Origin of the sequence: Polynucleobacter kasalickyi, from assembly GCF_900176405.1 — a bacterium.
Taxonomy (GTDB): domain Bacteria; phylum Pseudomonadota; class Gammaproteobacteria; order Burkholderiales; family Burkholderiaceae; genus Polynucleobacter; species Polynucleobacter kasalickyi.
Genome location: NZ_FWXJ01000009.1, coordinates 45,592 through 70,862, shown reverse-complemented (window position 1 = coordinate 70,862; position 25,271 = coordinate 45,592). Strand labels below are relative to the sequence as shown.

24 protein-coding genes are annotated in these 25,271 nt (G+C 42.6%); 15 read left to right on the top strand and 9 right to left on the bottom strand.

Annotation, left to right across the window (positions count from 1 at the left end; all coding sequences use genetic code 11):
- Position 1: 1 nt before the first annotated feature.
- Positions 2 to 991: an NAD-dependent epimerase/dehydratase family protein gene (locus tag B8983_RS09105; RefSeq protein ID WP_084283841.1), complete on the bottom strand. Its 990-nt coding sequence runs from the start codon at positions 989 to 991 to the stop codon at positions 2 to 4.
- Between the two features lie 126 nt (positions 992 to 1,117).
- Here B8983_RS09105 and B8983_RS09100 point away from each other — a divergent pair, with 126 nt between their 5' ends.
- The 10 genes from B8983_RS09100 to B8983_RS09055 all read left to right on the top strand — a co-directional run bounded on the left by B8983_RS09100 (position 1,118) and on the right by B8983_RS09055 (position 11,183).
- Positions 1,118 to 2,308: an ABC transporter substrate-binding protein gene (locus B8983_RS09100; RefSeq protein WP_084283840.1), complete on the top strand. Its 1,191-nt coding sequence runs from the start codon at positions 1,118 to 1,120 to the stop codon at positions 2,306 to 2,308.
- Between the two features lie 116 nt (positions 2,309 to 2,424).
- Positions 2,425 to 3,312, top strand: a complete 888-nt coding sequence (locus B8983_RS09095; RefSeq protein WP_084283839.1) for a branched-chain amino acid ABC transporter permease — start codon at positions 2,425 to 2,427, stop codon at positions 3,310 to 3,312.
- Positions 3,305 to 4,288, top strand: a complete 984-nt coding sequence (locus B8983_RS09090) for a branched-chain amino acid ABC transporter permease (RefSeq protein WP_084283838.1) — start codon at positions 3,305 to 3,307, stop codon at positions 4,286 to 4,288. Before B8983_RS09095 ends, B8983_RS09090 begins: the two co-directional genes overlap by 8 nt.
- A gap of 22 nt (positions 4,289 to 4,310) precedes the next feature.
- Positions 4,311 to 5,087: an ABC transporter ATP-binding protein gene (locus B8983_RS09085; RefSeq protein WP_084283837.1), complete on the top strand. Its 777-nt coding sequence runs from the start codon at positions 4,311 to 4,313 to the stop codon at positions 5,085 to 5,087.
- Positions 5,084 to 5,803 (top strand): ABC transporter ATP-binding protein, encoded by a 720-nt coding sequence (locus B8983_RS09080; protein ID WP_084283836.1) that lies wholly within the window; start codon positions 5,084 to 5,086, stop codon positions 5,801 to 5,803. Before B8983_RS09085 ends, B8983_RS09080 begins: the two co-directional genes overlap by 4 nt.
- A 29-nt stretch (positions 5,804 to 5,832) precedes the next feature.
- The gene (locus B8983_RS09075; RefSeq protein ID WP_084283835.1) at positions 5,833 to 6,609 is read left to right on the top strand and encodes an SDR family NAD(P)-dependent oxidoreductase; all 777 of its coding nucleotides are present in this window, start codon (positions 5,833 to 5,835) and stop codon (positions 6,607 to 6,609) included.
- 32 nt (positions 6,610 to 6,641) lie between these two features.
- Positions 6,642 to 7,916 (top strand): amidase, encoded by a 1,275-nt coding sequence (locus B8983_RS09070; RefSeq protein ID WP_084283834.1) that lies wholly within the window; start codon positions 6,642 to 6,644, stop codon positions 7,914 to 7,916.
- A gap of 3 nt (positions 7,917 to 7,919) precedes the next feature.
- Positions 7,920 to 8,906, top strand: coding sequence for a Bug family tripartite tricarboxylate transporter substrate binding protein (locus B8983_RS09065; RefSeq protein ID WP_084283833.1), 987 nt, complete (start codon positions 7,920 to 7,922; stop codon positions 8,904 to 8,906).
- Between the two features lie 44 nt (positions 8,907 to 8,950).
- Positions 8,951 to 9,985, top strand: coding sequence for a Bug family tripartite tricarboxylate transporter substrate binding protein (locus B8983_RS09060; protein WP_084283832.1), 1,035 nt, complete (start codon positions 8,951 to 8,953; stop codon positions 9,983 to 9,985).
- A gap of 28 nt (positions 9,986 to 10,013) precedes the next feature.
- Positions 10,014 to 11,183 carry an alpha/beta hydrolase family protein gene (locus B8983_RS09055; protein WP_084283831.1) on the top strand — a complete coding sequence of 390 codons (1,170 nt, stop codon included), beginning with the start codon at positions 10,014 to 10,016 and terminating at the stop codon, positions 11,181 to 11,183.
- Positions 11,184 to 11,667: 484 nt separating this feature from the next.
- Here the strand turns inward: B8983_RS09055 and B8983_RS09050 are convergent, their stop codons facing one another.
- A complete protein-coding gene (locus B8983_RS09050; protein WP_084283830.1) occupies positions 11,668 to 12,660 on the bottom strand; it encodes a Bug family tripartite tricarboxylate transporter substrate binding protein in 993 nt (330 codons plus the stop codon).
- Between the two features lie 147 nt (positions 12,661 to 12,807).
- Positions 12,808 to 14,145: a DNA recombination protein RmuC gene (locus B8983_RS09045; RefSeq protein WP_084283829.1), complete on the bottom strand. Its 1,338-nt coding sequence runs from the start codon at positions 14,143 to 14,145 to the stop codon at positions 12,808 to 12,810.
- A 148-nt stretch (positions 14,146 to 14,293) separates the two neighbouring features.
- Here B8983_RS09045 and B8983_RS09040 point away from each other — a divergent pair, with 148 nt between their 5' ends.
- The gene (locus tag B8983_RS09040; protein WP_084283828.1) at positions 14,294 to 15,148 is read left to right on the top strand and encodes an SPFH domain-containing protein; all 855 of its coding nucleotides are present in this window, start codon (positions 14,294 to 14,296) and stop codon (positions 15,146 to 15,148) included.
- A 22-nt stretch (positions 15,149 to 15,170) separates the two neighbouring features.
- Here B8983_RS09040 and B8983_RS14370 read toward each other — a convergent pair whose 3' ends face one another.
- On the bottom strand, positions 15,171 to 15,284 hold the full coding sequence (locus tag B8983_RS14370) for a spore coat protein U domain-containing protein (RefSeq protein WP_159460877.1): 114 nt from the start codon (positions 15,282 to 15,284) through the stop codon (positions 15,171 to 15,173).
- 152 nt (positions 15,285 to 15,436) lie between these two features.
- Between B8983_RS14370 and B8983_RS09035 the strand changes: the two genes are divergently transcribed.
- From B8983_RS09035 to B8983_RS09025, 3 genes are read left to right on the top strand one after another with little or no spacing between them, the layout of a single operon-like run.
- Positions 15,437 to 16,228, top strand: coding sequence for an SDR family oxidoreductase (locus tag B8983_RS09035; protein ID WP_084283827.1), 792 nt, complete (start codon positions 15,437 to 15,439; stop codon positions 16,226 to 16,228).
- Between the two features lie 15 nt (positions 16,229 to 16,243).
- Complete coding sequence (locus tag B8983_RS09030; RefSeq protein WP_084283826.1) at positions 16,244 to 16,624, top strand: cupin domain-containing protein; 381 nt, start codon at positions 16,244 to 16,246, stop codon at positions 16,622 to 16,624.
- Between the two features lie 2 nt (positions 16,625 to 16,626).
- The gene (locus B8983_RS09025) at positions 16,627 to 17,595 is read left to right on the top strand and encodes a Bug family tripartite tricarboxylate transporter substrate binding protein (protein WP_159460872.1); all 969 of its coding nucleotides are present in this window, start codon (positions 16,627 to 16,629) and stop codon (positions 17,593 to 17,595) included.
- Positions 17,596 to 17,685: 90 nt separating this feature from the next.
- On the opposite strand, the gene B8983_RS09020 is transcribed toward B8983_RS09025, so the two are convergent.
- The 5 genes from B8983_RS09020 to acnA all read right to left on the bottom strand — a co-directional run bounded on the left by B8983_RS09020 (position 17,686) and on the right by acnA (position 24,113).
- Positions 17,686 to 18,444: a hypothetical protein gene (locus B8983_RS09020; RefSeq protein WP_084283824.1), complete on the bottom strand. Its 759-nt coding sequence runs from the start codon at positions 18,442 to 18,444 to the stop codon at positions 17,686 to 17,688.
- A complete protein-coding gene (locus B8983_RS09015) occupies positions 18,444 to 19,469 on the bottom strand; it encodes a hypothetical protein (RefSeq protein WP_143736152.1) in 1,026 nt (341 codons plus the stop codon). Before B8983_RS09015 ends, B8983_RS09020 begins: the two co-directional genes overlap by 1 nt.
- Before the next feature lie 163 nt (positions 19,470 to 19,632).
- Complete coding sequence (locus tag B8983_RS09010; protein WP_084283822.1) at positions 19,633 to 20,928, bottom strand: type II toxin-antitoxin system HipA family toxin; 1,296 nt, start codon at positions 20,926 to 20,928, stop codon at positions 19,633 to 19,635.
- Positions 20,929 to 21,180 carry a helix-turn-helix transcriptional regulator gene (locus tag B8983_RS09005; protein ID WP_084283821.1) on the bottom strand — a complete coding sequence of 84 codons (252 nt, stop codon included), beginning with the start codon at positions 21,178 to 21,180 and terminating at the stop codon, positions 20,929 to 20,931.
- A 296-nt stretch (positions 21,181 to 21,476) separates the two neighbouring features.
- Positions 21,477 to 24,113, bottom strand: a complete 2,637-nt coding sequence (acnA, locus tag B8983_RS08995) for an aconitate hydratase AcnA (RefSeq protein WP_143736151.1) — start codon at positions 24,111 to 24,113, stop codon at positions 21,477 to 21,479.
- A 60-nt stretch (positions 24,114 to 24,173) separates the two neighbouring features.
- Here acnA and B8983_RS08990 point away from each other — a divergent pair, with 60 nt between their 5' ends.
- On the top strand, positions 24,174 to 25,160 hold the full coding sequence (locus B8983_RS08990; RefSeq protein ID WP_234986978.1) for a Bug family tripartite tricarboxylate transporter substrate binding protein: 987 nt from the start codon (positions 24,174 to 24,176) through the stop codon (positions 25,158 to 25,160).
- Positions 25,161 to 25,271 lie beyond the last annotated feature (111 nt).

Sequence of the window (25,271 nt, the reverse complement as noted above, 5' to 3'; positions counted from 1 at the left end):
GTTAATCGTTGGTAAATGAATGAAGAATAGAAGGCTGAGAAATAAAATCACTAAAAGCGCTCGCTTGATCAAAGTGGGGCTCGAAATGAAAATCGTTTTGAATCCTTTGAATACTCATGGGTGAACGAGGCAAAGGACTACTGTTTTTAAATGCACAGAGATGGGGATCATCCGTCATCTCATAGGTGAATTTCGGAAATAATTGCTGAAGGTTTTCTAACCAAGTAGCAATTGACCACTGCATACCAGCGGATAAATGATAAAGACCTTGCGGTGATTTGCCCGCCTCTAAGATCAGGGACAATCCCTGCGCGATGTCTGTGGCATAAATATAATCATCCCCGTGTACTTTTGAGATAACAAGATGCTCACCAAGTTTGGCCTTGAGGTAGGTTTTGTAAGGCAGGCTCAAGGTATCGCGATGCCCGGTATCGTACTCCCATGGGCCATAAGCAAGACCAAGGCGAACCACCGTCACATTGAGCTGTCGGTTTTGACGATAACGCAGAGCAGTCCGTTCTGCAGCTAGTTTACTAATGCCGTAAATGGTTTCTGGTAGTACAGGACTCGTTAATTCATCAATCATCGGGTCATGGGTCCCTAGGTGCCCAAAAATGGAACCCGAACTCAAGTAAACGACCTGTTTAATGTGATGCCGAACCGCGCATTCAAAAATTTCTACCGAACCCATTAAGTTCGTTTCTAAAATTTCTCTCGTATGGGCAATTTCACGATTACCATCCGCCGTAATCGCGGCGGCATGCACAATTTTGTCGATTTTATAGAGCGTACAAACTCGGTCTAAATCTGCCGAATTGCTTACGCTTCCTTGAAAAAAATCAAAAGAAATGTTTGCTTGCATCAGCTGTTGTTGCAACTTGAACGACATTGGAGCGAGTGCCATTAGCACTGGCTTGAAGCCTTTTTTGCACAATTGTTGGGCGAGGTTAAGACCTACAAAACCTGTGCCACCTGTTATCAGTACTATCATTTTCTAATGCATTGTCTCAATTGAATTAATATTTTTTATTCATATTACACCTACTTGTCAAAAAATATTTTATGAGGTAATGTTTGTTTAGTAAAAAAAAATATTTATAAATACTTTGGAGACTACATGATGAAACCATCGGCAACACGTCCGTTTGTTGGACAATTCACAACTAAGCTTATTAATGGCATGATCATTACTGCTGTAGCAGGCTTATCCATTGCAGCTAGCCAAGCGCAAGAAAAAGTTATTCGAATCGGCGCATTATTGCCAGCTTCTGGCCCGGGTTCTTATTTCGGTGTGATGGGTAAACAAGGTGCGGAACTCGCGCTAGAAGAACTCAATAAAACGGGTGTGAATGGTTATAAATTCGTGATTAACTACGAAGATTCACAATGCTCTCCACTCGCTGCAACGAATGCGGCAAAGCGGATGTTAGAGAACTTTAAGCCTCACGTCACTATCGGTGAAGAGTGCTCAGATGCAACTTTAGCGGCAATGTCCGTTTTAGAAGAGGCTAAAGTGCCCCTCATTAACGCAGGTTCTGCGACGGTGAAATTTACGGAATCTGGTTACAAATATGCCTTCCGTATTTTCCCAGATGCCAAACAACAAACAGATAGCTTAGCCATCAATGCCATCAAAAATATCAAAGCAAAAAATGCGATTTTATTGAACGAAAAAACGAATGCAGGTATTGATATTTCTGACAACTTTGAGAAAACCTTCGTTGCAAACGGCGGTAAAGTGTTAGGCAGAATTGAATTTGCGAGAGACGTGAGCGACTTCACATCGATTGCAACGCGCGTAGCTTCGATGGGTGACGTCGATGTCTTGTTAGTTTCAGCACTCGAAGGTCAAACAGTGAAATTGGCGCAAGCCTTAGCACAAGCTGGTGTGACTAAAGGTGGTGGCGGTAAAGCAATTCAGATCGGTACGATTTGGGTACCTTGGGGCTATGACCAAAAAGCTGGTAAAGCTTCTGTTGGCTATACCCGTATTTCTCAATTCGATCCTAATGAAAAGCGTCCTGTCGTACAAAACTTTGTGAAAAACTTCAAAGCAAAATACGGTGCAGATGTAGTTCCTACTCACTTAAATGCTCATACCTATGATCAAATCTTGATTATTGCTGAGGCAGTAAAAAGAGGTGCAACGAATTCTGAAGAAATCAAAAATCAATTATTAAAAATGGTTGATGTTGAAGTCACTACCGGAAAAATCACCTTTGGACCAACTGGCCAAAATCAAAACATGTCTGTTATTCACTATGTGGAAACAAATCCAGATTTGAGTTGGAAAACACTCAACTGGTAATCCATTCGTAACATAGTGTATGTCCCTTTTGTAGATTAAAACTCTGCATCCGCCTTCATGAAGGTTGATGCAGAGCTGATCGACATCTTCTCTCGTAGTACTTTTAATCATTCAAAATGCCTGATATCTTAAATTTAACGATCCAACAAACCATTAACGGTGTTGTGATGGGTTGTTTGTATGTAATGGTCGCACTTGGTTTAACCCTCATCTATGGGGTCATGAACCAAATCAACTTTGCTCATGCTGACTTTGTCACCTTAGGTGGTTTTGCAGCGTACTTTTTTGTACAGTGGGTTGGTGGTGCTTATTTACTCAGTATTGTGGTTGCCCTGTTTACTGGCGCGCTACTAGGTTATTTAATTAATCTGACGATTTTTGCGCCACTGCGAGAACGAGGGGATGAGCTACGACCACTGATTGCCACCATTGGTGTTTCCGTTTTACTAGAAAACGGTGCTTTACTGGCCTTTGGCCCAGTCCCTTACCAATTTAATAGTCCTTACGATGAAACAATTCGCTTTGGTAAGATTTTCTTTACTTCACAAAGCTTACTCGTTGTGATCGTGGCTTCGAGCACGATTGCAGGCCTCTATCTCTTTATGAAATACACCTTTACAGGCAAGGCGCTAAGAGCAATTTCACAAGACCGCGAAACAGCTGGCCTCATGGGGATCAATCAAAAATTCCTCATCATGCTAACGATCGTGATCGCCTCTGCCATGGCCGGTATGGCTGGTGCCATGCTGGGTCCAATTTTGGTACTGACGCCGTTTGCAGGAGCGTCTGTGATTGTTAAATCCTTCGCGATTGTGATTATCGGTGGCTTCGGCAATATGGCAGGTACGATTATTGCCGGATTACTAGTTGGTCTCATTGAAGCCTTTACGACCCAGTATCTCGGATCAGGAGTGATTGACCTCGTGGTTTTTGCCCTATTACTGGTGATGTTATTAGTCAAACCTACCGGTTTGGTTGCAGAGAAGAAAGAAGAAAATGTCTGAGTTACGATTGTTGAAAAAAATCCCAACTTGGGTACAGTACTTGCTCGTTGCAGGGGTCATTTGGTTACTCCCCATTGTCCTGAGTGGTTCCGCCTATTGGAAAGGAATCTTGGTGGTGATTGCCATGAACATCATGCTGGCGATGTCACTCAATCTCATTTTAGGTTATACCGGGCAGTTGAATTTAGGTCACTCGGCATTCTTTGGAGTGGGTGCTTATGCCACGACGCTACTCATCAAAAAAGCTGGGTTTACCTTTTGGTTCGCCGCCCTTTCTGGTTCTTTTTTAGCAGGTGCTGTCGGTATTTTCTTGGCATTCTTTGCTACTCGCCTCAAAGGCCATTACCTGGCGATTGCCTCCATGGCTTTTGCGATTATTTTGCACCAAATTTTATTAAATTGGGACTCAATGACCTCAGGACCTTTGGGTATTTACGGCATTCCAGCGCCAACGCCAATCCATCTGTTTGGCACTGAAATTAAATTTAATAATAGTGTGAACCTTTTTTATTTGGTCGCAACTGTCACGATGGTTACTTATATTATTTTAGGAAACCTCTTAAGATCGCCCATCGGCGATACCTTACGCGCGATTCGGGAAGATGAAGTATCGGCAGCGTCACTCGGGATCAATGCCAAACTTTGGAAAATATTTGCTTTCGGTGTCGGCGCCTTTATTGCTGGCTTAGCGGGTTCTTTTTATCCTAGTTTTGTTGGTACCTTAGTGCCAGATGCCTTTGCCGTCGTTGAATCCTTTACCTATTTAGCCATGGTGATCGTCGGGGGAATGGGTACGATGTTTGGCCCTATTATCGGCGCTATCGTACTCACCATCTTGCCTGAATTATTAAGAGGCTTAGGTGATGCACGTCTTCTCGTTTATGGCATTTCTTTAACTCTCGTTGTTCTGTTTATGCCTGGTGGAATTCTGCAGGCCTTCCAAACAATCAAGAATAAACTTTTCAAATCACATTGATTTATACATACAGAATATTGACATGTCAGAAAACATCTTAGAAGTCACAAATTTATGTAAGCACTTTGGCGGTGTAAAAGCTGTCGATGGTATTTCATTTAAAATTCCAGCGAATTCCATTCAAACCATTATTGGTCCGAATGGTGCCGGTAAGTCAACCACCTTAAATTTATTGTCCGGCGTTTATTTACCAACGTCTGGCTCCATTAAATATAACGGCGTTGAAATCAACACCTTGTCTCTTCATCAACGGGTTCATTTAGGGATTGCAAGAACCTTCCAAAAGATTCGTTTATTTAAACAATTATCGGTGATTGACAACGTGATTGCGGGCTTTCATATTCATCACAAAATTCCATTTTGGCAATACTTTATTCCGGCTGGAGAATACAAAAAAAATCGCCTTGAATGCCAGGCACAAGCTCTCGAGTTATTAGACTTTATTGGCTTAAAAGATAAAGCGAATGAACGCGCTGGTTCCCTGTCCTATGGTTCCCAACGCATGCTAGAGATTGCACGGGCTCTCGCGACCAAGCCTAAAGTATTTATGCTCGATGAACCTGCGGCTGGACTGAATGATACGGAAGTGCAATTTTTAATGAGCCGTCTCAAACTTTTACAACAACAAAATATGACCATTATTTTGGTTGAACACAATATGAAATTAGTTATGAATATCGCCGATCAAATCTTTGTCATGGATCACGGAGAGTATCTGTTTGATGGAAGTCCAGCAGAAGTACAGTCGAATCCCAAAGTGATTGCAGCTTACCTTGGTAGTGAAGGAGCGACTGTATGAGCGCACTCTTAGAGGCTATTGACCTTGAAATCGCCTATGGTGAAGTGGCTGCCTGTCAAAACATCAACTTTACCGTAGGTCACAATGAAATCGTGACCTTAATTGGTTCCAATGGTGCTGGCAAAAGCACCACGATGCGCGCGGTCGCTGGTGCGATGTACCCACGTAAAGGCAAGATCTTATTTGATGGGATTGATATTACAAGAATGCCATCCTATGAAAGAAATAAGCTAGGGATTGCTCTAGTACCTGAGGGTCGTCATGTGTTCCCCTTCTTAACGGTCATGGAAAACTTGGAAATGGGCGGCTACTGCCACCGTAATAACCGCCCAAAAATGAATTCCTTGATTGAAAAAATGGTCACGATGTTTCCTAAGTTGAAAGTCAGAGCGAAACAGAATGCGGGTACTTTATCGGGTGGTGAACAACAGATGCTCGTCATTTGCCGTGCGCTGATGTCAGAACCACGCTTACTTTGCTTAGATGAACCGTCCTTGGGTCTCGCGCCGATTATTGTCCAAGATATCTTTAGAACGATCAGAGAAATCAATGCCAACAATACGAGCGTTTTATTGGTTGAACAAAATGCGCACTACGCGCTCGGCACTGCTTCACGTGCTTACGTTTTACAAACCGGCAAGATTCTGACAAGTGGTAATAGTAAAGATTTAATCAATGATCCAAAAATTAAAGAAGCTTATTTGGGTACCTCTTAATTAGGTACCTCATAAATACGGAGACAAGCATGGAAAATATCCTCAATAAATATGCCTTAACCGGCAAAGTAGCGGTTGTGACAGGTGCGGGCCAAGGTATTGGTAGAGCAATTTCTATAGCCTTTGCCCAAGCAGGTGCTAAAGTTGCCTGCTTAGATATGCTAACTGAAAATGCCATCAGAACGGCTGAAGAAATTAATCAAGCTGGTGGTACTGCCATTGGTATACATGCTGACGTGAGTAGTGAGCCATCGACGCAACAAGCCGTCTTGCAAGTAATGCAAGCTTTTGACGGGATTCATGTGTTATTGAATGGCGCCGCAGCTAAAGATCCGAGTGGTAGCGTAGCAGATTACTCCTTAGAAGATTGGAATAAAGCCATTTCCGTTAACTTAACCGGTGCATTCTTGATGAGTAAAGCAGTCATTCCGCATATGGCTGCTGGTAAATCAGGCTCAATTATTCATATTGCCTCGCAACTTGGGCGCGTTGGAACGGCGAATCGTGCCGTTTATTGCGCGATTAAATCAGCTTTGATTAACTTAGCACGGGCGATGGCGATTGATCATGCAGCACAAGGCATCCGGACCAATACCATTTCACCGGGTGCGGTTGAAACGGAAAGAATGACGCTGCGTTTTGGTACGATGGAAAACGCTCGCAAAGAACTAGGTCCAATGCATTTATTGGGTAGACTTGCGCAACCAGAAGAAATCGCCCTCGCCGCTTTGTACTTAGCGAGTGATGCCTCTGCTTTTGTCACGGGCTCTGATTTACTGGTTGACGGGGGTTATGCTGCACAATAATTTTCTGGTCTTATTTATCCTCTGATGATCTCATGTTGACGAAGCACCCCTCCATTGCGCAGATGCTTTGTCAACAAGAGCAGGAAAAAATCTCTGCCGAAGAAGCTGTCCATCAGCAAGCAATCGCGGCGAACGTAATCAATCAAACCTTTCATTGCCTCTCAGGGTTCACGCAAGCTAGTATTCCAAAACCAGGGCCATTAGCAGGGATTGGGCTCATCCATAAAGATATCTTTGATTTAAACCACCTTGCACCTGGCTTTGGTTTGACACCACCAATACCGGCAGAAGAGACGAAAAATGCGCCAGTTATCCAACAGTTAGAGGATGCTGGGGCTGTCACGATTGCTACTGCCGTAATGGTGCCATATGCCTGTGGTGCCAGTGCGCAAAATGCTAATTTTCCTAGATGTATCAATCCCCTCCACCCCGATTATGTGGTGGGTGGTTCATCGAGTGGTTCGGCCGTTGCAGTTGCCAGTGGGATGACGCCGATTTCCTTAGGAACTGATACTACCGGTTCAGTGCGCATTCCAGCTGCCACCTGTGGCATTCTCGGCTTAAAAACTAGCGCTGGTTTGATTTCATCGACCGGCGTGAACAAACTATCACCGAGTCTAGATACTGTTGGCTTGTTAGCGTACCATCTAGAAGATATCAAACTGCTCCTTAACATCATTGCCGAGCTGCCATTGATCTCTACAGAGGAAAGTCCTGTCGCACCTCGCATTGGGCTTTGGCTCCCTGCGTTGATCGATGAGATGGTGAGCACCGCCCTCCTCGACGTTCTTGGCTCTACTGTAGAGATGCAGAAAATTGAGATGCCAGAATTTGCGCACTTGAAAGTGTTAACCGATCAAATCATGAGTTATGAAGCCAATCAGTTATATGCTGGAGAACTTGATCAGGCATCTTGTACGCGCACCTTAAAAACTGTCTGTAAGCAGGGTAAATTAATTTCTCAAGCCGAATACGCCGTCATGCTGAGCGATCGCTCCAACAACTCGGCCGCCTTTATCGAGAAGTACTTTACTGACTTTGATATCTTGTTATTACCAAACTTTACGTGCTCTCTCCCAAATTGGAGTGAAGCAGAAATTGGTCACCCCGACTTCTCAAAGGAAAAGTTAATCGGACTTTTCCACTTGATGGGATTTATTAATTATTTAGGACTTCCTGCTCTTTCAATCCCCATTGGTAAAGATGAACGTGGTCGTCCGCTGAGTATTCAAGCAGTTGGTGCGCCACGAACTGAGTTACGATTGCTTGATTTTGCGCGAAAAATTTATGTGCCATTCGGAGAATAAGTTATGTCTCGTCAAATAAAGCATTTTTTGCTCGTATGTAGTTTTATTTATGCCAGCTTTTTTACTAGTCCATCCTTATTTGCTCAAAGCACGAATTATCCTCAACGCCCTGTTCGAGTTCTAAATCCGTCTTCCCCAGGAGGTGGTGCAGATGTGATTGGTCGCATTATTCAACAAGAATTGACGAGGTCGATGGGCCAAACTTTTGTAGTGGAAAATCGTCCAGGAGCGGCCAATATTATTGCCACAGAGATTGCTTCCAAAGCGCTACCAGATGGCTATACGCTGTTACTCGGGACCACGGGTACTTTTGTGACAAACCCTTTACTGTATGAAAAACTCTCTTATTCGACCAAGCAGTTTGAGGCAATTAGTTTAGTGGCGGATGCGCCTTTCATCTTGTCAGTTCATCCCAGCTTACCAGTGAACAATCTACCGGAACTGATTGCGTACGCCAAAGAAAACCCGAATAAGTTATCGTTTGCCTCCTTTGGAAATGGTAGTTCCTCGCATTTGGCCGGAGAGTTATTTCAAATGCTCACTGGCACGAAATTGATTCATGTACCCTATAAGGGTAGTGCTCCTGGGATGGCAGATTTACTGGCGGGTAATATCTCGATGACCTTTGATAGCGGTTTGTCTTCCATCCCTAATATTCAGGCAAAAAAAATTCGCCCAATTGCCGTTGCTTCAACTACCAGGCTGGCCAATTTACCTGAGGTACCAACCTTTAGTGAAGTGGGCCTCAATAACTTTTATGTGGGCTCTTGGTATGGTTTTTTTGCGCCTGCTGGCACGCCCGTAGACATCATGAAAAAACTGAATCAACAAATTGTGCAAGCCAGTAAATTACCCGAAGTGACTCAACGGATTAATCATCTCGGTGCGATTGTGGTAGCAAATACTGCCGAAGACTTTACGAAGCAAATTGCTCGTGAATCAGAAACTTGGTCACTCGTGGTTAAAAAATTAGGTCTTAAATTGGACTAAGCAATTGACGAATCAATTTATTTTTCCTTAAAGGAGAGTACGGAATGAATCTTCCGCATTGGTATAGTTTTTTAAAGGCTGGTTCAACCATGAGGCAAAGCCTTGTGGGATTCGGGGCTTTACTCATCCTAGCTAGTATAGGCAACCAAGCATTCGCGCAAAACACTACTACTGAAAAATGGCCCACTCGTCCGATCAAAATGATTGTGCCTTTCTCTGCTGGCGGTCCTTTAGATCTGATGGCGAGAAAAGTAGCTCTCAAACTCAGCGACTCTTTAGGAGTCTCTGTGATTGTTGATAATCGTGCCGGAGCGAATGGCATTATCGGCTCTGACCTAGTGGCAAAGTCGGCGACCGATGGTTACACCATGTTATTTATGACTGGCTCTTTTAGTGCCAACCCCGTACTTTATAAAAAACTCCCCTATGATCCCATGAAAGATTTTGCGCCCATTACCTTAGTGGCGCGTTCTTATGGTTTAGTGCTTGTCGTGAATAACGACACTCCCGTAAACTCCTTAAAAGATATCATTACCTTAGCCCAAGAAAAGCCGGGAAAAATGAATTATGCCTCGGGTGGTCAAGGCAATTTAACACACCTAGCAGCAGCACTCTTCGAACATTTAACCAATATTCAATTAACCCACATCCCTTATAAAGGAAGTGGTCCAGCCATTGCTGATGTACTCGCTAAACAGGTAGATATGACATTTTTGTCCACTGTGGGTGCTACACAAATGTTTAAAGAAAAACGCTTAAAGGCAATCGCCATCTCTAGCTCAGTGCGTTGCCCAGCACTACCCAATGTACCTACTTTTAGCGAGCTCGGTGTTAAAGGTATGGAACCGATCTTTGGGTGGTATGGCATGTGGTTTCCAGCAGGAACAGGCGTTGAGAAAATTGATAAGGTGCAACAAGCCATTGCAAAATCAATTCAAACGCTAGAGATGAAAGAACAATTAGAAGAGCTCGGCCTCATTCCGATGGGATCCACACCGGCTGATTTTGCTAAATTTATCAGTGAAGATATCGCGTATCAAAGCAAGATTTTTAAAATTGCCAAAATAGACCCACAATAATAGATCCACTATAAAACTAGGAGACCATATGTTTGAATATTTCCCCAATAATTACACTTGGAGTTTAGCGGTGATGTCTGCGCTCAACCGTGGCGGACAAATCGCAGAAATTGATGAAGCTTGTCGTTCGTTAAAAGAAGCGGCCGGCATTAAGGCACTGGGTGGTGACGTGGTAGCTCAAAATGCCTGGTTTGAAAGTTGGACAAAAATGGCCGAGCGGGTCGAGCGCTTAGCGCAGGCCGATGAACAAGCGGGCAATCTATTGTCAGCGGGTAGGAAGTATCTACGCTGTGGTTTGTATTTTCAGTTAGCCGAACGGATGCCAAGTCATAAAGACCCGAGGAGAATTGTTGCTTATAAAAAAGGGATTGCCGCCTATGAAAAGGGCCTCAAGTTTCGTAAAGAGCCGGTTGAATATGTCCAAGTCCCGTATGAAGGCACCTTTCTACCAGCCATCTATATGAAAGCGCCTGGTGCGGAAAAGTCTCCTTGCATGGTGCACTTTAATGGCTTAGATTTAACCAAAGAGATTGTGTACTCGGCGATTGCAGATGAGTTTAAACGCCGTGGTGTTTCCGTATTGATTGTGGATCATCCAGGCGTAGGTGCCGCACTGCGTTTACAAAACTTACCGAGTGGACCGGATACTGAACGCTCCGCATCTGCTTGTGTTGATTACCTAGAAACTCGCTCCGATGTGGATGTCAACAACATCGGTATCATTGCTCTAAGCCTTGGTGGTTACTATGCGCCAAGAGCTGCGGCCTTTGAGCCACGCTTTAAATGCTGTGTCGCTTGGGGTGCGATTTTTGATTACGGCCATGCGGTAGAAAGTCGCCTAAAGGGTAATGGTGAGCCTTCTGTGCCAGGATACGCTGAGCATGTCAATTGGGTGTTTGGTACCGACTCGTTTCCTGAGACCTTAAAAATTGTGAAGCAGATGACACTCGAGCCTATCGCTCATCAAATTCGTTGTTCACTCCTCGTCGTACACGGTGAAAATGATCGCCAAATTCCATTGTGGCATGCGGAGAAAACGATTGAAGCAGCCGTGAATAGTCCCGATAAAGAGTTAAAGGTATTTAGCTTGTTTGATGGCGGTGCAGAACACTGTGGCGCTGACAATAGCACCATGGTAGTGGATTATATGACGGACTGGGTGGCGCGTCGTCTCGGTGGGAATCCGCAAGGTATTTAAACTAATGAGATTGAGAATAGTACCAAATCTTAGAGCACAAGAATACTTTCTGATAAATACTCATTTGAAGTTGACATGATGGATTAGTCTGAATTAATGTATAAATAACACGGCTCGCTCCTCTACGTCGAAAGATGCACGGGCGAGTTTTCTTTTTTTAGTTTCAGAAATGTCGTCAACCTATTGCAAACATCACCTTTCTTTAGATCAACAGTTGGAGTTGCTTAAATCGAGGGGACTTAAGGTCACGGATCATACTACTGCACTTGCATACTTGACTAGGATTGACTATTAACGCTTAAGTGCCTATTGGTATCCCCTGCGACTTCCGCTAATCACCCAAGATTCAGTATCAAATAGGGGATTCCCAAACGAATGGCAGCAACACGAGTTTTGGATACAAACTTTAACATCCTCTAAATTTACTTAGACTTTGTAAAGTGGCGTCTTGCAATTTGCTATCATTCAAATATATTTTGCAGGTCTACTCTTTTTCTACTCCTGCTCGTTTCATCACCTCACCAATAATGGGTGAATCTTTACGAGATAGTTCAAAGACTTTTGCTGGAGCACTAAATAAAGGAGTGACGCCCAGTTTTTCAAACGACTCTTTAATCTCGTTACTCACCATAATTTTGCTCAAAGCTAAATTGACCCGATCAATAATGACATTAGAAGTTCCTCGAGGCGCGACGATCGACCACCAGACGGAAGCGTCGAAATTCGGAAAACCCGCCTCAACCATCGTCGGCACATCCGGCAAAGTATTGGTACGTTGGGGAGAGGTAACTGCTAAAGCGCGTACTTTATTCGCTTTTATAAACGGTACAGCTGGTGCCATATCGGAGAAGATCATCTGAATCTGCCCTGCTACCACATCTGCCACAGCAACGCCAGTTCCTTTATATGGAACGTGAATGATATCAACACCTGCAGCAGTTTTATACATTTCTCCACTGATATGCGACTGAATCGCTTTCCCACCAGAGCCAAAATTAAGCACTCCAGGTTGCGCTTTGGCAAGTGCGGTGAGTTCTGCAACATTTTTTGCTGGCACACTAGGATGCACAATCAGAACTTGTCCGGCAATCGCTACTAAAGAAATGGGACTAAAGTCTTTGTACCAATCGAAATTCATTTGCTTATACAAAAAGGGATTGTTTACCACCGTACTACTATTCGACAACAATAGGGTATAACCATCCGGCGCAGCTTTAGACGCAATCTCGTGACCAATATTGCCACTGGCACCAGGACGATTTTCAATAATCACGGGTTGACCTAATTCATCGGATAATTTTTGAGCCAACATACGACCCAATAAATCACTAGTTCCTCCTGGAGGAAACGGCGCAATTAATTTAATAGGCCGAGTGGGATAGCTGGTTTGAGCATAGGCCAAATTCAGCAATACACCCAAGAGGACACTCATAACAAAAGCGAGAAAAATTACGCGAAGACGAGTCATTGTCATCATTTTTAACAGAAGCCTCCTAATTTTTTGAATTACTTAATCAAAAATGAACTTCCTTCATTCTGAACTGATTTAGTAATTAAACAACTAGGGTTAGTGCTCATCATGAATGCCGTACTTATATCTCGTATTGCGGCGAATCAACTACTCTCAACTCTCTGGATCGTCTTCTAAGTCTAGACCGATTAAACTGCCATCGGGCATGGATAAAACTTCAACGCCCTTTAAGGCTTTATTAATTTGTCTAGTTCGAGTATCTACAGAATCAAATTGTTTAGACGCCGCTTCTAATTTTTTCTTGGTCGCATCAATCACTTCACCAAACTTGCCAAATTCAGTTTTGACTTTAGAAAGAGTTTTCCAAATTTCTGAAGAACGTTCTTCAATCGCTAATGTTTTAAAGCCCATTTGTAAACTATTTAACATCGCTGAGAACGTTGATGGTCCTGCGACTGAAACACGATATTCGTTTTGTAAAAACTCGATTAAACCATTACGCCTGATGATTTCGGCGTAAAGTCCCTCAGTGGGTAAAAACAGAATCGCAAAGTCCGTTGTATGGGGCGGTTCGATGTATTTTTCACGAATTTTTTTCGCTTCTAATTTAATACGGGTCTCCAATGCTTTCCCGGCAGATTCAATCTCCAGAATATCCACCCGGTCTTGCGCATCGGACAACCGCAAGTAATCCTCAATCGGAAATTTCGCATCAATTGGCAACCATACTGGCGCATCAATTTCACGTCCTGGTAAGCGAATCGCAAATTCAACCAAATCAGCGCTGCCAGGCCTTGTACTAATATTTTTTTGATATTGATCTTTGGTTAAGGTCTGTTCAATCAAAGCACCTAATTGCACCTCACCCCAGGTGCCACGAGATTTCACATTGGTCAGGACCCTACGTAAATCACCAACACCGGTTGCTAGCGTTTGCATCTCACCTAGTCCACGATGCACTTGTTCAAGTTGGGCAGAAACCTGCTTAAACGATTCACCCAGACGTTGCTCTAAGGTCGCGTGTAGTTTCTCATCAACGGTCTTACGCATTTCTTCGAGTTTTTCAGCATTATTTTTTTGGATTTCATTTAAACGCTGTACTAATGTTTCCCGCATCTCACGACCTGTTTGGGTCAGATTTTCAGTAACTACGGTGCGTAAAGTCGTAATATCACGATTTAAATCGGTCTTTAAGTCAGCGGCGGAATGACGATTCGTTTCTAAAATTTCCCGCCCCGTTTGGGCGAGATGTTCAGTCACTGAGGTTCGTAGACTCGTCATATCCCGGTTTAATTCAGCCTTTAAATCATTCGCCGAATTACGATTGGTATCGAGTAAAGCCATCACCGCACCATTCAATTGTGCAATCTTCTCTTTTAACTGCTCCATCTCAGCTTGTGCGCCTGGATTATTTTGGGAAGTAGCTAATTTCCAGATGATGAAAACCAGTAAAACGCCGATAACGAGGAGCCCAATTTGTAAAAAATCCATATGACTAAAATTCCGAAAAGTTGTTGCAAAAAAGAATCAATTCAGCGTAACAGTTGATTAGCTCATTATATGAGCCATGTAAAAAATACACTGCATCAGTGTAATATTTGAATAATACATTGTAGAAAACCTTAAAGGGAGTCGTAAAATGAACGAATTACTTTATGTAGTCCTCGTGTTAGGAGGCATCTTCTGTTCAATCATTGTTTTTACGGGAATACGGGTTGTAAACCAACAAACTGCCGTGATTGTGGAACGTTTTGGGAAGTATTCTAGAACCTTACATGCCGGATTAAACCTGATTATTCCGGGCATAGAGCAGTGTATTGCCAAAATCGATTTGCGCGTCACCGAAATCAAATCCGAAGTAGAAGTCAAAACCTCGGACAACATGTTCGTGAGATTACCGATCAACATCATGTTACAAATCCGGGAGAATGCTGTTGCCAATGCACACTATAAATTATCGAATCCAAGAGAGCAAATTGCCACTTGGGTTCTCAATACCATTCGGGCTACTACGTCCTCGATGAAACTACAAAATCTGTTCGAGGATCGCGAAAAAATTGCGCGTGAAGTACAAGAAGAGCTAAAAGAAAAAATGGAAAGTTTTGGCTTTGAAATTATTAGCGTACTCGTTGACCAACCCATGGTTTCGCATGAAGTCCAAGCGTCCTTTAACCGCGTCGTTGCGTCTGAGCGAGAAAAAGAAGCTGCCACCCAAGAAGCGGAAGCCAAGAGAATTCGTATCGTAGGCGAAGCTCGTGCTGAAGCAGAATCACAGCAACTCAGAGCGCAAGGATTATCAGAAGCCCGCCGCATTTTAGCGGGCTCTATTTCGGAAGCCGTAGAACTTGCTAAACAAAAAGGGATTGCTGAACATGATATTCTGCATCTACTGATTGAAACCAATCGCTTAGATACCATTAAATATGCGGCTGAGCACGGCAAACTGGTGGTGATGGATATTCGTGATGGTGTGAAACCAAATATCAATTTATAGCCACTGTCCCAGTGGCATGATTTCAAAAGTCGACCGTGACAATAATATTGTCCATATAAACACCCACATTAGCATCTTGTCTTTCGGGGATTTGACCAAAGATGTTCAAGGTTGTAGTCGTATTATTACTGTTGATGTTGTTCTAGAGATCGCTTCGTATTAGAATTTACAAAATCAAAAAAGTATTTCATATCAAAAAAAATCGGAGACAAGATGGTCCACACCAATCTTCATAGCAACTATTCAATCTGTCGGTTTAGTCCTTTTTTATCTATCTAAGGAAAGCTGATGCAACTCAACTTTGATCAGCAACATGTACTTGTCTCTGGAGGTAGCAAAGGGATTGGTCTTGCCTGTGCGACAGCATTTTTCAACGAAGGTGCCAACGTCACCATCATCTCTCGCAGTCAAGATAACCTCAATAGCGCGTTGCTAGAGATTTCAGGACAATCAACGCATCCGCGCCTCCAAGCGATTGCTGCCAATTTATCAGATGCCTCTGCAGCCTTAGAGGCTTTAGATCTTTCAGAAATAAAATTTGGTTCGGTCAAGGTTTTGATTAATTGTTCGGGAGCAGCGAAACGGGTAGGTCCTGATGATCTAAACCCACAGGCTTGGCAAGCCTCGATGGATGCCAAGTTCTATCCCTATATCCACCTCATCGATCCCGTCATCAAACGCATGGCGAAACAGGGTAGTGGCAATATTATTAATGTGATTGGCCATGGCGGCAAAATTGCCAAAGCAGTGCACATTTCTGGAGGAGCTGCGAATGCTGCCCTGATGCTAGCGACCAATGGCCTCGCTACTGCGTATGCGGCGCATGGTGTAAGGGTCAATGCCATTAATCCTGGCATCACCTTAACCGGTCGCTTAGAAGGTCTCATCGAAGCGCAATCCAAACAAACTGGGAAATCAAAAGAACAAGTACTTGAAGAATTTACCAGTGATATCCCAATGGGACGTCTTGCTAAGCCTGAAGAAATTGCTAATGTAGCTTTATTTTTAGCTTCTCCCCTAGCTAGTTACATTACTGCTAATATTATTACGATGGACGGGGCAATGTACCCCTTTATTTAATATCAGGAGACACGCGTGATTATTTATCGACTATATGCAATGGCAAATGGTGATTCCGCCATGGAAAAAAGACAGATTCCTTTGTCCGGGGAAAATCGTCCGATTTCCGAAATTTTTCCGGTGAAAGAAATGTTCTTTCGGGAAACGCCCGAGGGCCATGTGCAGATGCATCACAATGCACCGCGTCATCAACTCATTATTATCACTTCAGGCATCCTAGAAATTGAAGTCAGCTCTGGTGAAAGATATATCTTAAAACCTGGCGATTTACTTTTGCCAGATGACTTCACGGGCAAAGGTCATATTACCCGCTCGCTGAGAGATGTTAGAGGTTTTGCCCATATTATTTTGCAGGATGATTTTGATGTTTCTACATGGCCTATCTTGAAAGGATAAACATGCATCTCTTACTCAAATCGTTGATTAGTGCGTTTGTCCTTGCCGGCACTTTGATGACTCCACTCAGTTACTCTCAAAGCGCAAAACCTCTCAAAATGATTGTACCGTTTGCTGTTGGTGGTGCTTCTGACACCTATACTAGACTCGTCATTCAGAAAGTAAGTGAACAGACCGGTAGAACTATCGTGGTAGAGAACAAGACTGGTGCGGGTGGCAGAATTGCCTTTGATTATGTCGCCCATCAAACTCCCGATGGTTCAATGGCCGTTTTGATTGATGCCACCTATGCCATGCTGCCAGGTTTATTTAATAACCTCACCTGGGATGTGAGTACGGATTTAGTCCCTAGTGCATTTATTACGCAAACACCATTTGTTATTTTGGTCCGATCTGAGTCTTCCTATATGACTCTGAAAGATTTAGTCGCTGCCGCAAAAGCGAACCCCAACCAACTTAATTATGGCTCGGCAGGGGTTGGTAGTACCAATCACATTGTGACGGAACGCTTCAATGCATCGGCAGGTATTAACCTGACACACGTCCCATTCAAAGGCATGAGTGAAGCAAATTTTGCCTTGCAGTCCGGCAATATTGATTTGATTATTGCGGCTTTGCCTACTGCACTAAGTGGTATTCAATCTGGCAAATTACGCCCGCTCGCTGTGAGTTCTGCGAAGCGCGCAGCTTTATTCCCTAAAATACCAACGGCTGAAGAACAAGGTGTGAATGGCTTTGTCACCTCCAATTGGTTTGGCTTTGCTTTTCCGAAAGGAACTCCTAGGGATCAAATCCAGTTACTCAATGACTCCGTCAATAAAGCTTTAGCAGACAATGAGGTGAAAGAAAAACTGAGCGCACAGGGTGCAGAAATTATCAATCTAACAGTCGATGAATTTGCCAAGTTTGTGCAAGAAGATACCAAGCGTTGGACGGAGATTACCAGGTCAAAGCAAATCAAGATTAATTAATAGAATTAGGATTACTAAGTATTCCTAATAGTCAAGAATTGCCTTGATGATGAGATAAATTCTGTAACTCACTAAATGAGTGAACCGCCCTTAGAGAAATGCTTGGCCTAATTGAATGAACACACTTGCTAAAGTTGTTCCTTTTGGGTGATTTAACCCACTTAAATCAATATTCTCCTCTTTAGCTAGTTCTAAAAATTGCTGCATATCACTTAGTATCGTTGGTGGCAATGAGTATCTAAAATCAGTTGGGAGAATGGACACTAGCCTCAAGATATCTCGCAAATGTTTCCTAACATCAGATGAATCAATCCTCTCACCAATACGTTTACGTCTACTAAGGTCAAGCCACGCTCTTGCTTTTAATGGGATAAGAACCTTTGCGTCAACCCAAATAAAATTATCTTTTTTATTATTTTTAATTAACTCATAATAATCATCTTCCAACAAAATGGCGGAAAGACTAGAAGCTTGTTCTACTAGAGGAATGACTATTATTTCTCGATGATTTCTTTCACGAAGAAAGTCAGGCTTCCTTGAAAAGAGTTCAAGAATAACTGGATAAGCAAATGTTTGAGGTTTTTTAAATCGATAAAACTGTTTGGTACCATCACTCTTTTGCTGGATTTGATATTTACCCTCTTTGATAAATTGCCAAAATCTTTCAATGAACTCCATCGTCAATGCATCAACTATTACTACAATATCTAGGTCTTTAGTGGTACGACTGAATTGCTGACCTGCATCTTCCATCGCTAACTGGGTTGCACTTCCACCGATGAGAACATACTGATCTTGATACTCCTTAAATACTTCTTCAAAAAACTTAAGCCCTAATTGCTCTGCCATTAAATCATTCCTGTCATTAACTCCTTAAGAGATAACTTTACCCTATCGTCATCTATCTGCTCTAAGGATAAACACAAAGAGTATGGGTCTATAACAGAGTGAACATGGCCCCATTCTTGGATATTAGAAGTTTTGACCCTTTGGGGTGCATAACGCCAAATCTCCAACTCTAAAGCACCATCAATTTGCTCAGGTACTACTTGATTAGCGTCTAACTCTTTTTCTATTTTTCGCCAATCTACTTCCCCAATCGCTCGCACAACATTTTCTGGTTCTCCTAAGTGGGTTTGCTTTGCTAAGGCACTAAGTCCTGCGAGGGGAAATTCCCTAAGCGATTGATTAGGACTTCGAATCCAAAGACGTTTTCGTGTAGGATTTTGCATGTACGGCTTGGAAGCCTCCCACAGCGGAATATCTTTAATCCTAAGTTGCAATAACCCGTCTTTTTTATATAAATCCATATCCAACCAACTATGCGCTAATAGCTCGTTCTTTATACGTGTCATCGTCATCATGCTGTAACCCATAGATAACGCAAGTTCTTTGGCGTTTAATTTATTGGGTAAATTGTTAAGTAATGCATTAATTACAAAAACTTGTGTTGCCACTTGTAACTTATCATGGGTCTCAGATCCGTTCGCTAATTCTCGCTCTTGAAACTGAACCCCTAAAAGAGGTAAATAAGCCTGTTTAAAAGGAATGATAAAAGGAGCACGCTGAGCAATCATCTCTTTACGGAAATAACCCTGAATTGATTCTCCAATCCAAATAACAGGAATCCCAGCTGCTCTTTCTATCAGGGCCCTTTGCTTAATTAAAGCTGATAATGCTTGAGTACCTTCTTTGTTAATTATCAGAAGTACCTGATTATTAGATAGTTTAGCTTTACGAATTTCATAAGTTTGAAGGATGTATCGCGGCAAGTTCACGGCTCCTTCCCAAGCACCCTCTGACAACAGATCTTCACCTAGAGTCTGTTGCAAATAATTACCCACTCGATTTATTAGAACATTCTGATTCTTCATTGCTATATTTTAACATTGATATTTATTACTAACATAGTGTATGTTAGTAATTTTAAAAAAATGTTAATTAATTGATTTTATTAAATTAAATTTAAATTTATTAACAACAATGATTGAGTTCATCAGGTTCATCTCAGTGAACTCAAGAAATCTCTTAAAAAACTTATTTATCTATCGAAAAACGATGAATCGTGGTTGCGCATCGCTCTTCAATTAATGAAATAATTTTGGCAATAATTGGGTGATAACAACCCTTGCTCTCAAATTGAGTTTGTACTTCTTTTGCAAGATGTGGTAATTCCTTAGCAATCTCTAGTACTCTTTTCTTTAATGGAGAGTAGCCCAATTGTGCAGCCGCTCCCATCTGTTGCCAATGACGCGCATACAGTTCTTCAAATCGATACTTACTACCAATTTTCATCGCCATTTTATCGGTAAGATCCGGATAGACTGCGGTTGATAGAACATCATACAGAGGTGCTAATTGCGGTCCATTTTTGCCATACAATAATGAAAAATTTTTAGCATGAGCATCGTTATTACCCACCAAACAATTAAAAATAATGTAATCCAATAATCGTAAAAGATGAGAGGCACTCGGGCTGGTTACTTTACGGATTAATGCAAAGCCATCTCCAATAGTTGGTCCACCTTCATTTTGATATTTAAGCTCAGGCGGAATACCTAATGCTTGGCAGAAATCTTCTTGGTGCAATCTTTTTAATTGCCCACGATGGTCTAAAGTACGATCGTAACGCTCGACTAACAAATATGTCCTATTTTTTGTATGGCCAATCTTGGCATTGGCAGTCAATAGCTTTAGTTCCTTAGCTAAAGAAAGACAAAATGCTTCATTGTAGACACTGCCCTCAACTCCGGATATCTCTGGCTTTAAAATATACGAACTTGGTACATTATCCTTCGGAAGACCAATCTCAAAAGGACTTACCGATTCATCCCTTTTTTGTATTTCTCTAACAACGACTGGTAATTTTTCTTGAGCTCCTGCAAGTGAAAGTCTCAATCCAGACTCTCCAGCTAGTAATGGTTTCTTCGATAACCTCTCTAGCACCCCAAATAACTGATCGTCATTAAGCCACTCAATAGATTCAGTGACATGTTCTTCGATGGGAGGAGATTGACCAGGTTCCAAAAAAACTAAAGCACCCGCACATTCGCCGCCAATACCATCCAAGATTGCAAAATCATTTTTACTAGATACTTTTAAAATTTTTGCCACCGCTGAACGTTTATTTCCCTCTGGTAATAGTCCAGCAAAAAAAGGCCTTGCAATCTTATCTTCGAAAGGCTCGGCAACTAAGGGCAAGGATTGAGAAAGAGGCTGAGCATTCTTCGATTCTAGCCACATCGGTAAATATCGAAAGGTGAGTTGCCCCATATTTTGAGTAAGCATTCCAACGCACTCTCCAAAAAACCAAACATTGAGATCTCTAACCATTTATTGATCTCCATCAAGTTCATTACGGTTGAATGGGGTCATACCATCTACACTTAACACGCCACCCACAACCTGTAAAACTCTCATAATATTTTCAAATCGAAGAGTGGGTTTACCAGCCTCTAACTCGACAATAAACCTTACCCCCACATTAGCGGCTAAAGCTAATTGAGGTTGCGTTAGTTTTAAGCGCTTGCGGGTCTCGCGCACCACACGACCTAAGTCTACAGAGTTTTGTATTATTGAGCCCATAAATATTTCCTTATCGGGAAATATTACTAGAGTTTGTTAAGTTTTTCAACATAATTTCCCGTTCGGGAAATTTATCTACTTATTGCTTAAATAATGAACAAAATTTCCCGAACGGGAAATAAATAGATGCATTACTGATGAGGATTTAATGCAAAAAGGATCCACGATGTCCCTAGGAGTGACACTAGTCACCAACAACGAAGCAGATTTTTTGAATTACCCCAACCTTATCGTAGAAAACTGGGTCAGCAATCACTAGGATTTATTCTAAATAACGACTTAGCATAATCAGATTGTTAATTTTTATTTAGATTTTTATGCAATATAAGAGGTATTACACCACCAAAGTGTAGGAGTTCTAATTCCATCTTAGTATCCACCGCAATGTCCGTTTCAATCTCATCAACATTGCCATTGATTCGTGTAATCTTGACTACTATTTTTCCTCTTACTTTTATCTGGTCTTTTTGAGCGGGAATACTTACGGTATCACCAATCATCATCTGTAAAGTGTTTGGAGTGACTCCAATTGGCAGCACAAGTGGCAATATACCCATACCAATTAAATTCGAACGGTGGATACGTTCATAACTGACTGCAATCACCGCTCTTACCCCTAACAGCCGTTGCCCCTTAGCTGCCCAGTCACGCGATGAGCCCATCCCGTATCTTTCACCGGCAACAATAACGACAGAATCACGGTCCTCTTTGTACTTTGCTGCTGCTTCCCAAATCGGCATGACTTTGCCAGATGGAACATGAAGAGTATGCCCAACCGGTAGATCTGATGTGATGTGATTGATTAGAGACTTTGCATAAAATGCTGCGCGCATCATCACTTCCCAGTTCCCTCGCCGAGAAGCAAACACATTGAGATCCCCACGGTCATCACCTTTGCTGACTAAATAGTCAGCAATAAAACTGTTCGGTGGAATGGCGCTCGCCGGGGATATATGATCCGTAGTAATGTCATCACCTAAAACTAATAATGGATAGGCCGTGTAATCACCCAGTAAGCTACCTTCATTCACGCCAGCAAATGGCGGCCTCCTTAAAGTGGTAGAACTTTGCTTCCAGGGGAATAAGGGCGATTCACTAACTTGTATCGCCTGCCATAGTGGATTGTTGGTAGCAAGCACAAAATCATCTTTGAAATCTTTGGTATCCAAACCTTTTAATAGATACTCTTGAATTTCAGAATCAGTGGGGAGAAGGTCTTTTAAAAATACAAGCTGGCCATTTAGATCCGTCCCGAGAGGATCTTTATTGAAGTCTACCTGTGCATTACCTGTCAAGCCAAAGGCCACCACTAAAGTCGGTGACATGATGAAACTTAAATCAATCTCAGGATTGACTCTACCTGGGAAATTACGATTTCCGGAGAGAATTGCAACTGCTTTGCACTCGCCCTTTTCTTGGGCAAGTCGCATGGACTGGGTCAAAGGTCCAGAATTCCCAATACAGGAGGTACAGCCATAGCCGACAATATCAAACCCAATCGCAGCAAAGTCTTCTAATAATCCAGCCCTTTGTAAATACGATGCAGCGGCAGGCGATCCTGGGGCTAAAGAAGTCTTTACCCAAGCTGGTGGCTTTAATCCTAAAGGCCTCGCTTTCCTCGCCATTAATCCAGCAGCAATTAATAATTTCGGATCGGAGGTATTCGTGCAACTCGTAATCGCAGCAATCGCAACTGGAAATTTTGGCATGTGTAAGTCGTCACTCTTTGGCACAAAATCCACCATGGCCAGCGCATTCACAATCTCTGATGCGTCCATCCGGTCCTGCGGTCTTCGAGGACCTGCGACAGAGGGTACCAAAGCGTCAAGATCAATCTCAATTTGTTTGGTGTATCTCGGGCATGCATCAGGATCAAACCAGATACCAAGGCGGCGACAATACTGCTCAATCAAGGCAAGATGTGTCGCACTTCGGCCGGTCATTGTTAGATACTCTAAAGTACTCTGGTCCACCGGAAAGTAACCCGTCGTTGCACCATACTCAGGGGCCATATTGGCGACGACTGCACGATCACCTGCAGATAAGGAACTCACACCTGGACCAAAGAACTCTACAAAGTCACCGGTCACATCTAACTGACGTAAGCGCTGTGTCACGGTCAAAGCGAGATCCGTTGAACTAACGCCAGATGGCAATTTACCAGTTAATTGAACGCCAACCACATCTGGAATTTTCAACATCGTTGGCAAGCCAAACATGACAGTCTGGGCTTCCAGTCCGCCAACTCCCCAACCTAACACACCAATGCCATTGATCATCGGCGTATGGCTATCGGTACCAATCATCGTATCCGGAATTGCCCAGGTTACTCCATCACGAACTTGTGTTGTCACCACAGTTGCGAGTTGCTCTAAGTTAATCGTATGCATGATCCCCGTACCCGGCGGATGAATTTTCACATTCGTGAGTGCCTTCGAGGCCCAGCGTAAAAATTGGTAGCGTTCTTTATTCCTTTTAATTTCTAGGTCAATATTGAATCTTGCGGCATCTTTATTGCCATATTGCTCCACAGCTAAGGAGTGATCGATAGAAATATCAACCGGCAAGGAAGGGTTTAATAATTCAGGATTTAATCCCGCTTCCGATAAAGCGTCACGCATCGCAGCAATATCCACAAGTGCTGGGGTACTCGTCGTGTCATGCATTAAGACACGATTCGGCTGAAAAGCAATTTCGGCTTCACTACTTCCAGTCGTGAGCCACTCGAAAATCGACTGCACGGCATTATCCCTCTCACTACCGTCCATATTCCGCAGCACATTTTCTAGTAGGAGTCGCATGACAACCGGGAGTTGATCGAATTGATCTCCAAATAATTTAGGTAAATCGATGATTGCTAACTCTGTGCCATCCTCAAGCTGTAGCATTCCCACATTTGCATTTTTTAATTTTTCCATCAAGGGATTTTGCATATTTTTAGCAAATATTGCAATACAATAAAGTCGACTTCTAATTCATCAAAGGGATTGCTCGTGCGTTCATTCATTCAACAACTCTCCATTTATACATCGTTGATATTCTCCTTATTTGGGGCCTTAAGTAGTAATGCCCAGGAATATCCCTCCAAGCCGATTACGATCATCGTGCCTTTTTCAGTAGGTGGTGGAGTGGATACCGTAGCCAGACTTCTCGGTGAAAAGCTAAAAGACTCCTTAGGTCAAAGCATTATTGTGGATAACAAACCAGGTGGTAGCGGTATGATCGGTGCTCTTGCGGTAGTGAAGGCCAATCCAGATGGTTACACTTTACTGTTAGGCTCTGCTGGCGAAACAGCGATCAATCCATTTGTTTATAAAACAAAAATGCAATATAGCCCTTCGAAAGATTTGGCGCCGATTAGCTTAATTACTAAAATCCCAAATGTATTAATTGTGAATGCCTACTCGCCTTTTAAAACCATTGGTGATATTGTTACTTTTGCAAAAAATAATCCTGGAAAACTATCTTATTCTTCCAGTGGCGTGGGTAATCCACAGCATTTAAATGGTGAACTGTTAGATGAATTAGCTGGCACTGAAATGATACATGTCCCCTACAAGGGAGCAGCGGGGCAAATTATTGATGTGACTAGTGGTAACGTTGATATGACCTTTGTGAGTTACTCAGGAGCGAAGAACTTTATTGAATCAGGCAGAGTAAGGGCGATTGCATTTACCTCAGCAAAACGCCAAGACTTTTCACCAAATGTGCCAACAATCAGCGAATACAAGCCACTTCAATCTTATGAACTTGAAAACTGGTTTGGGCTCTTTGCACCAGCGAATACCCCTGAGCCTATTTTGCAAAAAATCAACCTAGAAGTAACCAAGGCTTTACGTGATCCAGCATTAGTCAAAAAATTACGTGAGCAAGGTGGCCAACCAGCGCCAATGACGACACAACAATTTAATGAATTTATAAAAAAAGAGTCGTTAATTTATGCTCGCGTTGTTGAAAAGGCAAAGATTACAGCGGACTAATTACTATCTCATTTTAGTAATCAATGCTGTAATCAATGGTTTTTTAATCATGGATGCCCATTATTAGAAAATCTCAAACAACCACTGTGTATCCAGGTTGCTTAAGATTTA

Bases quoted from the DNA above. Each gene is read 5' to 3' on its own strand.
- B8983_RS09075 (WP_084283835.1), top strand. From the start codon at position 5,833: ATGGAAAATATCCTCAATAAATATGCCTTAACCGGCAAAGTAGCGGTT.
- B8983_RS09065 (WP_084283833.1), top strand. From the start codon at position 7,920: ATGTCTCGTCAAATAAAGCATTTTTTGCTCGTATGTAGTTTTATTTAT.
- B8983_RS09105 (WP_084283841.1), bottom strand. From the start codon at position 991: ATGATAGTACTGATAACAGGTGGCACAGGTTTTGTAGGTCTTAACCTC.
- B8983_RS09045 (WP_084283829.1), bottom strand. From the start codon at position 14,145: ATGGATTTTTTACAAATTGGGCTCCTCGTTATCGGCGTTTTACTGGTT.
- B8983_RS09040 (WP_084283828.1), top strand. From the start codon at position 14,294: ATGAACGAATTACTTTATGTAGTCCTCGTGTTAGGAGGCATCTTCTGT.
- B8983_RS09055 (WP_084283831.1), top strand. From the start codon at position 10,014: ATGTTTGAATATTTCCCCAATAATTACACTTGGAGTTTAGCGGTGATG.
- B8983_RS09095 (WP_084283839.1), top strand. From the start codon at position 2,425: ATGCCTGATATCTTAAATTTAACGATCCAACAAACCATTAACGGTGTT.
- B8983_RS09085 (WP_084283837.1), top strand. From the start codon at position 4,311: ATGTCAGAAAACATCTTAGAAGTCACAAATTTATGTAAGCACTTTGGC.
- B8983_RS09090 (WP_084283838.1), top strand. From the start codon at position 3,305: ATGTCTGAGTTACGATTGTTGAAAAAAATCCCAACTTGGGTACAGTAC.
- B8983_RS09100 (WP_084283840.1), top strand. From the start codon at position 1,118: ATGATGAAACCATCGGCAACACGTCCGTTTGTTGGACAATTCACAACT.
- B8983_RS09005 (WP_084283821.1), bottom strand. From the start codon at position 21,180: ATGGGCTCAATAATACAAAACTCTGTAGACTTAGGTCGTGTGGTGCGC.
- B8983_RS09080 (WP_084283836.1), top strand. From the start codon at position 5,084: ATGAGCGCACTCTTAGAGGCTATTGACCTTGAAATCGCCTATGGTGAA.
- B8983_RS09050 (WP_084283830.1), bottom strand. From the start codon at position 12,660: ATGATGACAATGACTCGTCTTCGCGTAATTTTTCTCGCTTTTGTTATG.
- acnA (WP_143736151.1), bottom strand. From the start codon at position 24,113: ATGCAAAATCCCTTGATGGAAAAATTAAAAAATGCAAATGTGGGAATG.
- B8983_RS09020 (WP_084283824.1), bottom strand. From the start codon at position 18,444: ATGGCAGAGCAATTAGGGCTTAAGTTTTTTGAAGAAGTATTTAAGGAG.
- B8983_RS09035 (WP_084283827.1), top strand. From the start codon at position 15,437: ATGCAACTCAACTTTGATCAGCAACATGTACTTGTCTCTGGAGGTAGC.
- B8983_RS09060 (WP_084283832.1), top strand. From the start codon at position 8,951: ATGAATCTTCCGCATTGGTATAGTTTTTTAAAGGCTGGTTCAACCATG.
- B8983_RS09010 (WP_084283822.1), bottom strand. From the start codon at position 20,928: ATGGTTAGAGATCTCAATGTTTGGTTTTTTGGAGAGTGCGTTGGAATG.
- B8983_RS09070 (WP_084283834.1), top strand. From the start codon at position 6,642: ATGTTGACGAAGCACCCCTCCATTGCGCAGATGCTTTGTCAACAAGAG.
- B8983_RS09015 (WP_143736152.1), bottom strand. From the start codon at position 19,469: ATGAAGAATCAGAATGTTCTAATAAATCGAGTGGGTAATTATTTGCAA.
- B8983_RS09025 (WP_159460872.1), top strand. From the start codon at position 16,627: ATGCATCTCTTACTCAAATCGTTGATTAGTGCGTTTGTCCTTGCCGGC.